11 protein-coding genes are annotated in these 16911 nt (G+C 46.3%); 8 read left to right on the plus strand and 3 right to left on the minus strand.

Annotation, left to right across the window (positions count from 1 at the left end; all coding sequences use genetic code 11):
• The first annotated feature begins 111 nt into the window (after positions 1-111).
• The 4 genes from ACSQ8P_RS12725 (at position 112) to ACSQ8P_RS12740 (ending at position 4495) form a co-directional block, all read left to right on the plus strand.
• Positions 112-1017 carry an ABC transporter permease gene (locus tag ACSQ8P_RS12725; protein WP_436239512.1) on the plus strand — a complete coding sequence of 302 codons (906 nt, stop codon included), beginning with the start codon at positions 112-114 and terminating at the stop codon, positions 1015-1017.
• A gap of 13 nt (positions 1018-1030) precedes the next feature.
• On the plus strand, positions 1031-1951 hold the full coding sequence (locus tag ACSQ8P_RS12730; protein WP_436235521.1) for a carbohydrate ABC transporter permease: 921 nt from the start codon (positions 1031-1033) through the stop codon (positions 1949-1951).
• A 109-nt stretch (positions 1952-2060) separates the two neighbouring features.
• Positions 2061-3593: an extracellular solute-binding protein gene (locus ACSQ8P_RS12735; RefSeq protein WP_436235522.1), complete on the plus strand. Its 1533-nt coding sequence runs from the start codon at positions 2061-2063 to the stop codon at positions 3591-3593.
• Between the two features lie 62 nt (positions 3594-3655).
• A complete protein-coding gene (locus tag ACSQ8P_RS12740) occupies positions 3656-4495 on the plus strand; it encodes a Gfo/Idh/MocA family oxidoreductase (protein ID WP_436235523.1) in 840 nt (279 codons plus the stop codon).
• Positions 4496-4607: 112 nt separating this feature from the next.
• Here the strand turns inward: ACSQ8P_RS12740 and ACSQ8P_RS12745 are convergent, their stop codons facing one another.
• Genes ACSQ8P_RS12745 through ACSQ8P_RS12755 form a run of 3 tightly spaced genes read right to left on the minus strand, consistent with a single transcriptional unit; the run spans position 4608 to position 10508 of the window.
• Positions 4608-7802, minus strand: a complete 3195-nt coding sequence (locus tag ACSQ8P_RS12745) for an Ig-like domain-containing protein (RefSeq protein ID WP_436235524.1) — start codon at positions 7800-7802, stop codon at positions 4608-4610.
• A gap of 43 nt (positions 7803-7845) precedes the next feature.
• Positions 7846-8904, minus strand: a complete 1059-nt coding sequence (locus tag ACSQ8P_RS12750) for a Gfo/Idh/MocA family protein (RefSeq protein ID WP_436235525.1) — start codon at positions 8902-8904, stop codon at positions 7846-7848.
• A gap of 32 nt (positions 8905-8936) precedes the next feature.
• Positions 8937-10508 (minus strand): FAD-dependent oxidoreductase, encoded by a 1572-nt coding sequence (locus ACSQ8P_RS12755; RefSeq protein ID WP_436239513.1) that lies wholly within the window; start codon positions 10506-10508, stop codon positions 8937-8939.
• A 225-nt stretch (positions 10509-10733) separates the two neighbouring features.
• Here ACSQ8P_RS12755 and ACSQ8P_RS12760 point away from each other — a divergent pair, with 225 nt between their 5' ends.
• Genes ACSQ8P_RS12760 through ACSQ8P_RS12775 form a run of 4 tightly spaced genes read left to right on the plus strand, consistent with a single transcriptional unit; the run spans position 10734 to position 16728 of the window.
• On the plus strand, positions 10734-11837 hold the full coding sequence (locus tag ACSQ8P_RS12760; RefSeq protein ID WP_436235526.1) for an SGNH/GDSL hydrolase family protein: 1104 nt from the start codon (positions 10734-10736) through the stop codon (positions 11835-11837).
• A gap of 37 nt (positions 11838-11874) precedes the next feature.
• The gene (locus tag ACSQ8P_RS12765; protein WP_436235527.1) at positions 11875-13380 is read left to right on the plus strand and encodes an extracellular solute-binding protein; all 1506 of its coding nucleotides are present in this window, start codon (positions 11875-11877) and stop codon (positions 13378-13380) included.
• A 57-nt stretch (positions 13381-13437) separates the two neighbouring features.
• Positions 13438-15267 carry a cache domain-containing sensor histidine kinase gene (locus ACSQ8P_RS12770; RefSeq protein ID WP_436235528.1) on the plus strand — a complete coding sequence of 610 codons (1830 nt, stop codon included), beginning with the start codon at positions 13438-13440 and terminating at the stop codon, positions 15265-15267.
• Positions 15268-15318: 51 nt separating this feature from the next.
• The gene (locus ACSQ8P_RS12775) at positions 15319-16728 is read left to right on the plus strand and encodes an MATE family efflux transporter (protein WP_436235529.1); all 1410 of its coding nucleotides are present in this window, start codon (positions 15319-15321) and stop codon (positions 16726-16728) included.
• Positions 16729-16911: the final 183 nt, after the last annotated feature.

Genomic DNA, 16911 nt, shown 5'->3' on the forward strand with positions numbered 1-16911 from the left:
GATGATAAACTAAGTTTAGAAAGACAGTATGAAGGGGGAGGCACCTTGAGAGAAACGACCACTGCTAAGGAAACTGTCCTATCTTTGAATAAAAATGTTAAAAAGAGATATATGCGTCAATTGTGGATCGATGTCAGGAAAGATTGGGATTTGTATCTCGCACTCATTCCTGGCATCGCATTTCTCCTGCTGTTCAAGTACACGCCGATGTACGGGATAATTATTGCGTTCAAGGATTTCAATATTTTCGAGGGGATGTCCGCTAGTCCATGGGTTGGAATGAAGCATTTCGATAAATTGATTTCGTCAGCCAGTTTTTTGCAGGTATTTCAGAATACGTTGTTTATTTCCATCTACAAAATCTTATTTCTCTTTCCACTACCGATTGTGATCGCTATTTTACTCAATGAGTTAAAAAATATCGCTTTTAAGCGAAGCATACAAACGGTTGTCTACTTGCCTCACTTCTTATCCTGGGTTATCGTCAGCGGATTATTCATTGATCTTCTCTCCACGAACGGCGGTATCGTGAATAAAATAATCGTGGCTATGGGCGGCGAGCCCATCCGTTTTTTCTTAGACAGTCAGATTTTCCGTTCTGTACTCATTGGTACGGCAGGCTGGAAAGAAACGGGATGGAATACGATCATTTATCTCGCTGCTTTAGCTGGAATTGATCCCGGTTTGTATGAAGCTGCTAAGATAGATGGCGCTAATAAATGGAGACAAATTATACATATTACACTGCCTGGCCTAATTCCGATCATTTTACTTATGTTCATTCTTCGTCTAGGCTACGTGCTGGAGGCAGGAACAGAACAAATTCTCGTCATGTATAATCCCAGCGTTTACAACGTCGCTGACGTAATTGGCACCTATGTGTATCGAATCGGACTCGGCGAACAGGATTATAGTTTCTCAACCGCTGTAGGGGTATTCGAGTCCGTTGTTGCATTTATTTTAATTCTTACAGGCAACGGGCTGGCGCGAAAGTTTTTTGGACGAGGCATTTGGTAAGGGAGGAACGTAGATGAGTATACAAAACATGCTGAAACCAAAAATTGCCCGAAGGTCTTCGGGAATCCCATCATCGCTCGGCGAGAAAATTTTCACAGTGATCAATCACCTGTTCTTTATTCTACTGGGCTTGTCGACCGTCTTTCCATTTATTAATCTCATCGCGAAATCGCTTAGCAGTGAGGCTGCAGTCGTTTCGGGGATGGTTAATCTCATTCCAATCGATTTTCAAATAGGTACCTATACGTATGTAGCAAGCAACTCATTGTTTCTTAGCGCGTTCGTGATTTCCATAACAGTCACAGTGGTTGGCTCACTCATCGCGCTGTTCATGACGACGCTTGCCGCATATCCGCTTTCTAAACCAAGACTGCGGTGGCGCAAATTTTTTATCATCATGTATTTGTTTACGATGCTATTCAGCGGTGGGTTGATCCCGACGTATCTGCTTATGCACAAGCTCCATCTCATTGATAAGCTGCCTGTACTGTTCCTGCCATTCATGATAAACGTGTACAACATGCTTATTGTCAAAAGCTACTTCGAAAGTCTGCCTGACAGCCTTGAAGAATCGGCGAAAATGGATGGGGCTAGCAACATGACGATACTTCTACGTATTATTTTACCGCTATCCATGCCCGTACTCGCGACGATCGCTTTGTTCTATGCCGTTACGTTCTGGAATGATTATTTTACTTCATTGATCTATATCAACTCGGCCGATTTGAAGCCTTTGCAGCTATATTTAAAAGAATTGTTCGTCTCCTCCACAGATACGTTCATGCGGACGAATGTCGATGCCTCGTTGAACGTTTCACCGCAGTCTATTCAGGCAGCATCGATCATTCTTGCCACACTTCCAATTATTTGTGTGTATCCATTTCTACAAAAATATTTTGTTAAAGGTGTTTTGGTCGGTTCTGTAAAGGGCTAAATGCACGGGTAAATATTGAAGGGTGGTGGTGGGCCAGCTCTACAATGGTTCCATGACATTTGGTATATTGCACGATCCATACTCAAAGGAAAAATAGGGAGGCTCTTACATGGTAAAAAAAATGTTAGTTCTCATGTCCATCACGACGATGGCAGCGGCGATTACAGCTTGTGGTGGAAGTACTCAGACCACTAGCAGTTCTACAACGCCGGCTGCTTCTACCGCTCCTGTTGCAACCGTAGAAGCTAATAAGCCGAAACCAGAATTCAAAGCATTGCTGCAATATGCGCGATTCGATCCGAATACGGAAGTTGTGGCAAAGTTCCTGAACGAAAAAACGGGCTACAAAGTGACCTACGATATGCTGCCAGTCGAAAATCCAGATGATAAGCTGAATTTGTTGATGGCGAACAAAGAAAAGTATGCCTACATGCTTCTCAGCGGACCGCAATATTCCAAGCTTGCTGCCTCTGGAGCGCTTGAGCCGATTGATGAGCTGGTAAATAAATATGGTACGAATATGAAAAATGTAATCTCACAAACCTCCTGGAATGGAGCGAAGCTGAACGGTAAAATTTTCGGCATTCCACAAACAGGATCAGGCACAATTGTTAATACACAATTAATCGTCCGTCAGGATTGGATGGATGAACTCGGATTGAAAGCACCTACGACGCGTGATGAATTGTATACAGTTTTGAAAACGCTGAAAGAAAAGAAAAATGTGATGGGTTTATCTGGGGGGAAAAGTCCGCTTCTTCCTGAGGTACTTCCGACATTTGGCATACCTATGGTTCAATCTAACGCAACAACTGGCTGGCAGGATGTCAATGGTAAATTGGTGAATGCCATTGAGAATCCAAATATGAAGAAATATTTGGAATTCATGAAAAAGCTGTACACAGAGAAATTGATCGATCAGGAATGGTCGCTGAACCAAGCGAATAAAGTAATCGAGAATTTCACAAGTGGTAAAGCGGCGATCATTTCAAATGCTTATTTTAACGCGCCAACCGTACAAAATGCCCTATTGAAAAACTCACCAAATGCCAAAATTGGCAGCTTTCCTTACCTCAAAGGGGATGATGGCAAAGTCCAAGTTATGGGCAGCGCGGGAATCAGCTTCTATGTAGGCATCCCGAAATGGGCTGATAACAAAGAAGACATTATTAAATATTTGGATCTTAAGCTGGATAAAGATATTTTCAAAGAAGCAGCGATTGGTAAAGAGGGCGTTCACTATAAGATGGAAAACGGCAATTACTTTCCGATTCTGCCTAAATTCAATGATGAATACAACAATGCATCAACTTTCTTAACAGGGGTGGATGAGAAAAATTACCCAATTTACTGGCAAGCTCGTGTTCGCAAAGATCCGATCTTAACGGATTCCTTTAATAAGATTCAAGAAGCAGCCAAAGGCAGCATTGTTCTTGATCCGCTAGCTTTTGCACCACCGCTTGAAGCGATCGGTAAATACAACTTGAAGCTGCAAAAGCTGATGGAAGACACGTTCTTGAAATACATCACGGGTGCAGAACCGCTCGAAAACTATGATAAGTTTTTAGCACAATGGAAAGCAGATGGCGGAGAAGAAATGACCAAAGCGGCCAATGAGTGGTACGCTGCAAACAAAAAGTAGTAGCGAAATCCCCTGCGGTTATGCCGTGGGGGTTTTAATTCCTAGAGGGAGTGGAATTCGAGATGAGGAAGATTGGGTTTATCGATTATTTTCTGGATGAATGGCATGCGGAGAAATACCCAGACTGGATTGATAAGGCGACGAATGGACGTATACAGGTTGCGTATGCTTATGGAAAGACTAACGTGGATGGAAAGCTTAGCAACGCGGAATGGAGCCAGAAGAAGGGGGTCCAACTGCTTGATTCTATTGAGGAGGTCGTCGAGAAGAGTGATTATTTGGTTGTTCTTTCGCCGGATCATCCCGAGTATCACGAGGAGCTTTCTAGACATGCTTTGCAGTCGGGCAAGCCAACTTATATTGATAAAACGTTTGCTCCTGATCGAGCTGCTGCATTACGAATGTTTGAGCTCGCTGATAAGCACAGAACCCCGATGTATTCGACCTCGGCGTTAAGGTTTGCGGCGGAGTATGCGGGAAGTGAAAAGCAGGGGATCGAGTCCATCAACAGCTTAGGGCCTGGGAAGTTTGACAATTATGCCATCCATCAGGTGGAGTCCATCGTCTCATTGATGGGGACGGATGTCAGACGCGTAATGTGGACGGGAACAGACAAGACACCTTCACTGCTTATCGGATATGCAGATGGTCGCCAAGCGACGATAAACCTTTACGGCTGGGAATGCCCGTTTAACATGGCACTCAGCTATGAAGCGGGGACATCGAAGTTTCTCAAGATTGAGTCGGACTTCTTCGGGGCTTTTATTGAGAATCTAGTCGGGTTCTTCGATTCAGGAATGCCACCCGTATTACAAGCGGAAACGATAGCTATAGCTACAATTCTAGATGTTGGCATGAAGGCAGCGAAAACGCCATATCAATGGCTGCAGCTGCCTAAATAAGAAAAAGATCCAGCTCCTCCATATGGGGGGAGCCGGATCTTTTTTTTGGACGGGAAATGATCAACAAGACGCGGGAAATTCGACTTTGGAAAAAGTGACAATGCTTGTGGAGTTAGTCGATAAAATCGACTAACTCGTGATCATCAGGGCTTGCTTCACCTGAAGGTGGATTTTGCTCAGTCAAGGCTTCATCCGTTGTTAAATCTTCACTTTTCTCTTTATGACTGTTGAATACTTTAATCTTGATATCCGCCTGCTTGCCTCGATAGGAGGCTGTGATGGTAGCAGAACCTGACTTCACAGCTGTAATGGTGCCATCCGAAGTGATTGAAGCCACATCATCGTGCGAAGAGCTGTACGTCACGTCTTGGGCGAGATAGGCGACTGCGCCATCGGAGTAAGTGGCTTTAACCGGTGCCCGGAAGGATTCACCTTTGACTAGACTATGTTTGCTCTCATCGAAGCTGAGACTTGCCACATCCACGACAGTTACAACGGACTTCGCGGTTTTGCCTTCATAGGTAGCTGTAACTTCAGTGGTACCTGCTTTCAATGCGGTAACCGTTCCATCTGCAGCAACGGTTGCTACGGATGGATCGCTGGAATTGTACGAAGCCCCAGCGACAACGACGCTTGTTTGATCCGAGTAAACGGCGGTTGTAACGGATGCATGCGTATCACCTGCTACAAGACGATAGGCAGTTGAGTCAAGCTCGATACCGGTTAGGACGGGTGCAGTACGCGTGATGTTTACGGTTTTCTCATTCGTTTTGCGATCGTCTACATAGACGGAAATTTGTACAGGATTAACACCGATTGTGAGCGGGACACTTCCGATAAAGACTCCGTTACTGGACACCTCAGCGGGTACGCCGTTCAGAAGCACACGTGCCGTCCCCGGTCCAATGACTTCGACCTCACCTTTGATCTCCAGGTTACGGAGCGCTGTACTCGTGTTCGCGTAATCTAGATACCCTCGCAGCACAGCCGAACGTACATCGTCACCAACCTTGTAGGTTCTAGCGACCAACTGTCTTCTCGTACGTACGCCGGAAGCATCAAGAGCAGAGATCACGAAGCCGCCTTGCGGAATGATACTGTTATTCGGCGAGATATTGGTCCATACCCAGCTAAGCGCCTGTTGTTGGTTAACGACCTTCGTCACTTTGCCGGAGCTGTCCACGATGGCCTCCACGCCGAACGTGCTGGTGGCTGTTGTTTGACCGAAGGCATCCGAATAAATGTTGAGATTATTCTCGTTTCGGCTCACATTATAGAGATCAGCTTCAAGGAATGACGCTGGATTGCCAGGTACACTGGAGCCTATTTGATAATCCTTAACGTATTCTACGTTATGAAGCGATGCCTTCACAACAGACCAGTTGACTTGTGAAAGGTCGAATAGCATGAGGCCGTTCGATTGCGACAAGCCTGCCTGGAACACGGAACGCTGTAACGGAGGGTCTTGGATGTTCGCCAAAGCAATACTAGCGTACATCGGGACTTCACCGTTTGTTACGATATTACCCAAGGTAATATGGTGTTCGATCTCCTTTTGTGTCGTTTGATACGTACCAATCATGAGGAAATCGATATTACCCGAATATCCGGTTTGCGCATAGGAGTCGGTATAAAGGCTGTCATCCGGCAGTTGCAAACGGCTGTCGTACTTGAAATTAGGGCTGCCCCAATGGACGCCGTTCAAGTAATAGGATTCAAACCAGGAACCCACATAAGCAGAAGAATAGACCTTATGACCTTTTAATGCGGAGTAACGATCGGTTAGTAAACGGACATCATCTGTAAATGTTTTGATCGTTAGCGAGCGGAACTCCCACCAGTCATTGATGAGCGGACCCGCTTGGCGAGCATTGTTCACGTAGCTGAAAACATCCGCAGGCCAATTCGTTAACTGCTTACCCCGTGCGGCGAGAAACGCCTCAAACTTCGTGCGCGTCAACGGACTGAAGTCGGCTGTTTCGTTGTCATAACGGGTCCGGTCCAGCACAACACCGTCTACATCGTAGTTCTTGATCACTTCTTCCATGTTTTTCAACTCGAAGGCTCTTACATCATCATTGGCTGGATTAACAAAAGCAACGAGGGACTTGCCCGATGTATAATACTTGCTTTCACGCAGCCTCAGAATTTGACCATTATCCTCAGGACGGTACACATGTTCTTCCCAATCCAGATGCTGATTCAGCAGCCCGTATTCGTTGTGTGCAGGCGAGCCTTCAGCAAAAACGTTGAAGGCTGCGTGGATTTTGATCCCAAGCAGATGACCGTATTTGATGAACTCCTCCAGCATATCCAAATTCGGATTAGCACCTGCACGTGTTGGAGCTGTCATTTGTGAGATGTGCGGACGACCCGTCAAATCGTTCTTCTTATAGTTGGCGAAGCCTTCGACGCCTTTGACATCAAGCGCTACAGCTGTAACGCCAGCATCCTTAGCCTTGGTTAGCATATCCCGGATGTTCTCAGGCGTTTGCAGTTTGAAAATATTCGTACCTTGGTCGACCCAGAGGACGACTTCCTTGGCCGCGCTAGTTTGTTTTTTGTAAAACACAACGAGCGTCTTACGATCGTTTTCTACGCCGTTCTTGGAGGCAATAACATCTAAATAATTCACACCCTCTGTGAGGTTAATCTCGCTCTGGAAGGTGCCGTTCGCTTGCATAGCAACCGAAGTTTGATTAACACGAATTGCATAGGCGACGCCAGATTCCAAGTTTTCCAGCTTGCCGGAAACCGTTGTCTTCGGCGTAGTTACCGTAAACCAATCGTCATTGTCCAATTTAAGACGCGCTTGGAGTCCTTGACCCGTCATTAGTGCTGAGACGGGGATCACTTCGCCATTTTTACGCAGCTTAATGAGATCACCGACCTTGAAATTTTTGGCGAGATACTGTTTATAGGTTTTATTCGCCCAACTGTCATCATTCGCCACAAGGATAAAGCCGCCTTGCGGGATCGTCAAGGTTGTAGGTCCTGTCCAGACGGGCACACCACCGTTAACGGATGGATTGACAACCCGAGTGACATGATTTGTCGCATCGACGACAACGCCGACGGAAGTTGTACCAACCGTAATGGATGTTGCAAATTCCGTGGTGAATAAAGCGACATAATCGGTGATTCTACTCATATCCGTATCTACGGCATTTATTTGCTTACGCGGACCCTCGATATCAATGGTGATATCGACGGGAGCCGCTTCTACTTCAATGAAATCGGTGGGGCTGAGTGCCGCAGATGCGGTTATGGACCAAGTGGAAGCGAGTAATGTAATCAATAAGGTCATGATTAGCCATTTCGATTTGTTCAACTGGTTTCACATTCCTTCCCTAGAAGCGGATTTCTTCACCTTTTTCGCTAGACTCATAGACGCCGCAAAGAATTTTCATCATTTCAACCCCATCCTGTACGGGTGAAATGGTTTCCTTCTTACCTTGACATACTTCAATAAAATAATTGATTTCATCCTGAAAGCCGGCAACAAAATCGAAGCTCAAGTTATTGATCTGCGGGGTTTGGTTCAAAATCGTATCGTACTTCTCCGTAATGATGGATAGCTGCGGCTCTAATTCAGCTCCACCTTTTTCCCCAAACAGCTTCACTGTCAATTCATCTTCCTTCGCATGAAGCGTAAAGCTGACATCAACTAGAATGGATGCGCCGTTCTCGAATCGAATTAACGCATTGGCTAAGTCCTCGACCGTATTATGAGTGGGGTCATAATCGGCAGCTTTGTAAAAAGCCAAATTCTTCACATTAGCACGATTACCAAGTTTTTTGTACGTATTACCAGAAATGGATTTCACCTTAGGACGGCCCATTAAATACCAGCAAAGGTCAATGACGTGCACCCCTACATCGATCAGCGGGCCGCCGCCAGAACGCTCTACATCTGAAAACCAGCCGCCTGGGTTGCCCAAACGACGAATACACGATGCCTTCGCATAGTAAATTTCACCGAGCTCGTTGTTATCTAGGAACGATTTGATGATGCGGGTATTCGAAGCGTAACGGCGAACGAAACCGACCTGAAGCGTTTTGCCCGTACGTCGTACAGCATCCTCTACAGCAAGCGCTTCGTTTACCGATGTACAGAGCGGTTTTTCGGTGAGCACGTTTTTACCAGCTTCCAGAGCGGCAATGGATATTTGGGCATGGCTATTGTTCCACGTACAGATGCTAATCGCGTCTACAGCCTCATCAGCTAGCAGTTTCTTATAGTCCGTATGGATATGTCTAATTCCGTATTTTTCAGCTTTTGCTTTTGCACGTTCCTCATTCAAATCACAGATGGCATAAAGCTCGGCATCCGGATTATTGTGATAGGATTTCAAATGCATTTCGGAAATGGAACCTGCGCCAATAACGCCAATACGTATTTTACTCATCTACAGACACCTCATCTTTAGAATGGTTAACATTAAACGGGACGAATCGCGGGCCAGGATAGCTCGATTCCGTAGCTTTCAAGCATTTGTTGGAACACGCGAAGTTCAGATTCCTTGTTACGTACCTCACGAGGCTTAATTCCGCGATCCAAGCAGCGACTAGCCAGAAACCCGGCTGCTTCGCCAATGTTCCATTCGACCGGATGAAGACGGTAACAGCCGTTCGTGATGTGCGTAACGCCAAGATTTTTGCAAGCTGGAAGCAAATTATTCATACGGATAGGAATTAGGCTTCCCAGTGGAATTTGGAACGGCAAGGAAGAGATATCTATATAATGACGGTTGCCCGTGCTCGGATGCAGATCTATGCGGTAACAGCCGATACCAATAGAATCAGGGAATTGTTCAGCTTTACCATCAGGTCGGCAGGCTGTGCTCACATGCTGCTCCAAGACGGTGAATTCAGCTTTGATTCTGCGTGACTCCCGTATGTACGGATACATAGCCAGTCCGTCCTCTGTACCGACGATATCCTTGCGTAGGCGAAGTCCAGGGTAGCCTTGGCCGCCATCAGGACGCGGCGCTTCCGTTTGCAGCCAATAGAGCAGCGATAGACTGAGCTGTTTAGCATCCCAGAGGCTTCGATCTCTGTCTTCATCGGTGACATCGATAATCGAACCAAGCCAGTAGTCATTCTGCGGCCAGTTGACGAGTGTAATGTCACCCGGATAAAAGCCATCCTCGAAGTTCTTGCTATCAATGATGCGTCGGTAGAAGAACAAAGAGTACTTTTCAGTACCTTCAAACAGTTCATAGGAAACAGTCTCCAGCGTATGAGGGCGGACACCAGACCAGCTGAGCAGTCGATCAGGCCAGAATTCCGCTTTGTATTCCTTCCAGAAGTCGTATCGCTCGGGACGCGCAATCGTGTGATCTTCACCTTCGATGTAATCCATCGCGAAGCAGTAAGTAAAGCCCTGCATGTCCTGCGGCAGCGCGTCGCCATCTACAGCATGCGGCTCTCCAGTATCGCTTTTTGACTCAGCCCCTGTCACATACTCCGCACCAGCTAGAGGTAGAACATCGCCACACTCCGTGGCGTCGAGGAAATAAGCGGCTGCTAACGTCACTTGATCGCCGCTCATCAGATTACGAACCGAGATGGAACGGACATCATCCCCATCCACGGATACCGATTCTAGGCGATGACGAGTTAGAATCTGTAACCTCCCGCTGTTGACGTATGGAGCCAACATTTCCTGTAAGACAGCCAAAGCAGCTCGCGGTTCATGACATAACCGTGAAACGCCGCCATTACCGGGATTAAGCAGCGTTCGTGAACGCGCCCCCGAAGTGAGCGGGAAATGGCGGCGGTAATACTCACGCACGCCTTCGCGAAACTGCCGATAACTGCGCGTGCAACCAAATTGTTCGATCCACGGATGTTCATCTGGCGGAACGGCTTGACTCGTTAATTGTCCGCCGATCCAGTCGGTTTCCTCGGTCATGATTACCTTTTTTCCAGATTTGGCAGCGGCAAGAGCTGCTGCGCAGCCACCGGTACCACCGCCGATCACGACGATATCAGCATGGTATTCATGCATAATGGGTGTTTTGTTCGTGGCCACCAATGCAGATAGTCCCTCCTTTTACCAATTCGCCTGTATGCGTTCACAGGTTATTCCTATTGTAATACAGCTGTGAAAGAGCCACAGCGGAGGACCATGACTTCTTTTGGTACTTTAATAACCCATTGGCTGCGAAAAAAAAGGGATTGCGGAATAGAGGGCGAAGATTCATTGAAACAAGTACTATTGGAGGAATTCCTGATGCCTAATGAGCAAAAACCGGTCAACCCTGTGAAGTTGGATGCGAATATGCGAATACCACAATCGGCCACCCCATCTTTCAATTGGTATTCACCGCTGGAACAGCCATTTCATCTGGCAGGCTTTGGCTGGCTGAACGAAGAGAAGCTTTACCGCAGACTACCGGCAAATCCGGCTTGGATACTGCCAGAAGCGGTAAATAGCTTGGCCAACTGCACAGCTGGCGGGCAAATACGCTTCACAACGAATACAGCCTCGCTAGCAATCAAAGTGAAGCTGTCCGGGGCTGCGAATATGTATCACATGCCAGCAACGGGGCAATGTGGGTTTGACTGTTACATCGGAGCTCCAGGGGAGCAGCTGTATTACGGCACAACCCTCTATGATGCCAAACAAACGGAATATGAAAGTATGTTGTTTACGAATATGGAGCAAGACTATCGAAGCATTACGTTGAACTTTCCACTTTACCAAGGTGTAGAGGAAGTATGGATCGGTTTGGATCCAGCCGCTCAAATCGGACCTCCTGCTGCCTATGATAGGAATGAAAAGGTCATTATCTATGGTACATCCATCACGCAGGGAGGCTGTGCCTCACGACCCGGTATGGCATATACGAATATCGTATCAAGGCGTATAAATAGAGAATTTCTGAACTTAGGCTTCTCTGGGAACGGGAAAGGTGAGCCGGAGCTTGCGCATATTCTAGCAGAAATACCGGATCCCGCATGTCTCGTCTTGGACTATGAAGCCAACTGCGTTTCCACAGAAAATCTACAAGCGACGCTGCCAGAATTCATTTGCATATACCGCAATAAACACGCGTTGATACCGATTTTGGTAGTTTCGCGCATCACCTATGCGAAAGAAAGGTTTCAAGCGCAATTGCTGCAGGAAAAAGAAGACCGCAAACAAGTTCAGATGCGAACGGTCAAACAGCTGCAAGAGAATGGCGATGCTAACATTTATTTTTACGATGGATCCAATTTGCTTGGTGAAGATGCTCACGAATGTACGGTAGATGGTGTTCATCCGACGGATCTCGGCTTTTTGCGAATGGCAGATGGACTCACCCCTTTGCTGAAGAAAATACTAGCTGATTAATTGTCGTTTTGCTTAAGTCTGAAGGAGTGGTGGATTGATGAAAAGAATGAAAACGGCTATTCTGGTCATTCTCGCATGCTGTTCAACTGCAGGCTGCGGCTTTCCGAATTTGGACATAAACGAAGGAAATAAGGTGGATACGGCAAACGAACCAGCGATACGAATCGTCGCGAACAGCCTAGGTATGAACTTTCCAGAAGGGATGGATGAGAATCATAATCCCTATCTTAGCTATATTGAAAAGAACATTGGTGTTCAGGTTAATGTAACGCTCCCTCCGTTGAATGGATATGATGAAAAGTTAAACGTCATCATGGCGTCCGGCGAGCCCCCGGATTTGTTGAATACAAGTGATCCTTCTTGGTTTATTCATTTTGTAAATCAAAAAGCGCTTACGCCTTTGAATGACTATATCGAGAAATACGGGGCAAATCTTAAAGCCAAGATTCCGAAGGAAGCTTGGGACAATGTATCGGTGAATGGCAAGATCTACGCGATACCAAGTTTGAACGAAGTTAAGGGAACCGAAATTGTATATGCCAGAAAAGACTGGTTGGATAAGCTCGGTCTGCAGCCTCCGAGGACGATCGAAGAGTATACGGCGGTGATGAAGGCTTTTGCAGAAAGAGATCCGGATGGAAACGGGAAAAAGGATACCTATGGCGTATCGATTCTAGAGCGGCTGCGTAGAACGTCGCCTTTTCTCGGTGCTTTTGGCGTACAAATGAAAGCCTGGTATGAACGTGACGGAAAGTTGGTTTATGCGGGAATCCTCCCAGAAATGAAAGATGCTCTTCTCTATCTTCGTGGGTTGTACGATGAAGGCATATTGGATCCCGAATTCCCGCTCAATAAAATTGATGTACTTGGTGAAAAAATTGTGAGTGGGCGAGTGGGCCTGTTCTCAGCAGCATGGTCCGACACTCGTTCACATATTGCAGCAAATCGTAAGAAAGATCCGAAAGCCGAGTGGATTCCGCTTGAATTTCCGACCGGACCTGGCGGCAAACATGGCGTCTATAGCACGTCCATCGTCCGTTCCTACAATGTTGTTCCCAGCAAAAGTGAGAAGGCAGAGTCTGTCGTTAAGTTTCTAGATTTCGTCGCAGGGCCAGGTCAGACAAGCTTAAAGCTCGGTTTTGAAAACGAAATTTGGACGCGGGTGAACGGGAAGCTGTCTATTCGTTTTGATGAACACGCGAAGCACGGCTATCGTGGCATCTATGGCGCATTGGCGGATATGGCAGATCCGACAGTAACAAGAGATCGACTGGAGGCACTTGGCGAACAGTTCCGTCTATATGACAACCTGCAGCGGATTGAACATAATCTGATGGAAGATCAGTTTAATGGGCCGCCAACACCTGCGATGGGCAAACATCAAGTTAAGCTATCTAAGCTGCAAGAGGAAACATTTACGCGAATTATTGCGGGCCTCAGCCCTATTGAGGAATTTGATACTTTTGTGAAAAAGTGGAAGGAAGCCGGCGGTGATGAAATAACTGGGGAAGTGAACGAGTGGTGGCGAGAAACCAGCAAATAGTTGGTAAGAATCCGACAAGCTGTCGGAGTGTGGTCGGTCAGAATGGAGGTTGCCGAATTGACCAAAGAGATCTTTCCTAAAATTCGCAAATTGCTAGCTGGTTACATCCAAGTTCGGTTAACCTGGTATTTTTTACTTATTCTGCTTCCGTTAGCTGGTTTTAGTCTGTTTGCCATTGCCAAATCGCAGTCGATATTGGAAGTGCAGACGGGAGAGCGGACGCAAGGAGCGCTGCATACAATGACGGATTATATTGACCTGACGTTGCAGAATATTGAGCAGCTTTCCTCTTTGATCGCGTTCGATATGAACGTGAATGCCACATTGCAGTCCGTCGGTCAAGAGCCAGAGAAGCAATCCTTCGTTCACTTTGCTCAGGTGATGGATCAGATCACGAGTATGACAACGGTCAATCTTATTATCGACCAAATAACGATCATCCACATGCCTTCACGCACGGTCATTTCCACGAAATTCGGTGGAGGAAAACTGCCAGGTGGAGCAGAGAAGCAGGAGTGGTATCAGAATCTCATGGAGGCCAATGGGGGAACGATTTTTTTTACACCGCAGGCAGGTGAATCTTACTTCGATGCTGACAGTGTGCATTTGATTCGGACCATGGATCCGTATAACCGTACATTAATGAATCCGAACTTGCTCGTCCTTTCGGTGAAAAAGAGCGCTTTAATCGAGCTGGCGAAGCCGCTGCTGCCTTCAGAAAATGCTAATATTTACCTGTTCGATAACGAAGGAAGATCGATAACGGGTACAGGTGGAAATGTAAATACCCAAGTGTGGGAAAAAGTGGACAAGGTAAGAACGATTCGTAAATCACCACAGACCGGTACGGAGATGGTAACGATCAGCGTGAAGTCGAAGTTATCGGGATGGACGCTGATGATGGAGCAGCCTTTGTGGGAAATTCGGAGTCATACCGACGCGTTGAAAGTATTCTCGTATGGGATTCTAGTTGTCAGCTTGGTATTGGCTATCTGGGCTTCATGGATTATCTATAGAGGGATATCCGCACCGCTGCGGAAGCTGGCCTATGGGATGAAACAGCTCCGCACAGGTAATTTCACCATTCAACTGGAAGATACGCGGATAGACGAATTGGGCTATGTGATCGAATCCTTCAACCGTATGGCGGAGAATCAGAAAACGCTTATCCGAGATCACTATGAGAAACAGCTGTTATTATCCAAAATGGAACTGAAATTTTTGCAATCTCAAATAAATCCCCATTTCCTATACAATACATTGGATTCGATTTATTGGACGGCCAAAAACTATGAGGCCGATGAAATCAGTGAAATGGTATTGAACCTATCGAAATTTTTCCGGTTAAGCCTGAATAAAGGGAACGAGACATTCACAGTCAAGGAAACGATCGAGCATCTGAAATACTATATTAAAGTGCAGCAGCTGCGATTCCTTGATCATTTTACGGTGCGCTTCGACATTGCTGAGGAAAGCGCGCACTATCATGTTCTGAAGCTCCTCCTGCAGCCTTTGGTGGAAAATGCCGTGCTGCACGGTTTGGAGAAACAGAGTGGAGGCGGAGAGCTTGCCATTGCTTCTTATGTGGATGGAAATCATCTCGTCTTAGAAGTGTGCGACAACGGAGTGGGCGTCAGTCCAGATAGGCTCAATTATATTTGCGGCAAATTGGAGGAAGCGTCTAAGCAAGCTGGTGAGGGCAGTTCTACGGATATTAAAAAGGAAAAGGATCTATTCGGGCTGCGAAATGTCGTTGCTCGGATGAAAATGTACTACGGCAGTGAATCACAATTTCTCTTTGAGAGTGGCTATCAAATGGGAACTCGAATCACACTTCGCCTGCCATTAGCCATGTGTGAATCCGCACTAGAGGAGCAGGTTGGGTAATGATATCACTGAAGTAATCAGCATGATAAATATAACGAAAAAGAAGATGATGTGATGGGAACTGCATTAAGCTTGAGACGAAAAGCTTTTATGCATAAGTTTTTCTCCGGTAAAGTGATGGATTATCAACAGATTATTGCTTTGTATATACCGATTCTGATTGATCAGTCCTTCCTTGTCGGACTTAACTTGGTGAACATTGCCATGATTAGTTCGTCAGGTGTTGCCGCAGTTAGCGCAGTAAGTATGATTGATTCGCTCCACATATTTCTAATCAGCGTATTCGTAGCCGTCTCGACAGGTGGAACGGTTGTGGTCGCCCAGTATAAAGGAAGCGGCAATGAACCCATGGTAGCCAAAGCTGCAACGAGCTCCATTTCCTTGGTGTCGGCATTCGCGCTTGGTATTAGCTTGTTAATGATTGTGTTTCATTCTCCCGTATTAACGCTTCTGTTTGGGACAGCCTCTCCGGAAGTGTTCGCTTATGCCAAGACCTATCTGATAGGGAGCAGCGTATCTTATGTGGGGATTGCCATTGTAGAGGCCGTTTGCGGTGCTTTAAGAGGGATCGGAAAGTCCCGTACCTCTTTGAAACTCTCTTTAATCATGAATCTATCGTATGTCCTTTTGAATGTGATATGTATCCATTTCTTGCATATGGGAGTGCACGGGTTGATTATCGCTGTGAATGTGTCCAGATTTTTGGCGGCATTCGTAGCCGTGCTGTATGTGGTGAAATTAGATACGAATTTTAGGATTCGATTGTACGATTTACTACATGTGAATGTGGCGATGATGAAGAAAATTTTATTTATCGGGCTTCCATTTGCGGCGGAGCAGATGTTCTTTAATGGCGGTAAAATTGTAACGCAAGTGTTTATCGTGAGTCTTGGTACGCATGCCATGGCGACGAATGCGATTGGCGGTACGCTCGCAGGTGTGTTGCAGATTCCGGCTGCCGCGTTATCGCTAACAACGGTAACTGTGATTGGGCAATGTATGGGGGGGCAAAATGTGAAAGACGCTCGCAAATTCGCCAAATCGTTTCTCTGGCTTGCGTCGTTTACACTCTTCCTGATGGCACTGATCCTCCTTCCGTTGTTCAAGCCGCTGATCAGCTTATTCCATCCACCGGATGATATCGTTCGGGAACTTTTCATCATTGTGTTGATCAATGCGATTGCGCAGATCCCACTCTGGCCAATCAGCTTCCTCTTGCCAGCAGCACTTCGAGCTGCGGGCGATTCCAAATTCACATCCGTGACTTCGATGCTGTCTATGTGGTTGTTCCGGGTCGTTCTGGGCTATGTGCTTGGCATCATGTTACATATGGGCATTATTGGTGTATGGTTAGCGATGAATATTGAGTGGGGCGTTCGTGGGCTTATATTCCTTTGGCGCTTCAAGGGGGATCAATGGTATCGTCATCGATTGATTGAGCCAGCTACGGATATAAAATGAAGAAGGCACCTTCTCTTAAGAGAAGGTGTTTTTTCTTGTCTTCATGCTTAGACGAATGAATGGTTATACTGCATAGAGGCTTAACGGTATGAATTGTTCACTTCTAAGTTGGTACGGTTCATGTTAGTATTGCTACTAAACTAACTTTCGGGTAGTCTTACATAGGATCCGAATGAATATGGA

It is taken from the genome of Paenibacillus sp. LjRoot153 (genome assembly GCF_964253085.1).
Classification (GTDB): domain Bacteria; phylum Bacillota; class Bacilli; order Paenibacillales; family NBRC-103111; genus Paenibacillus_E.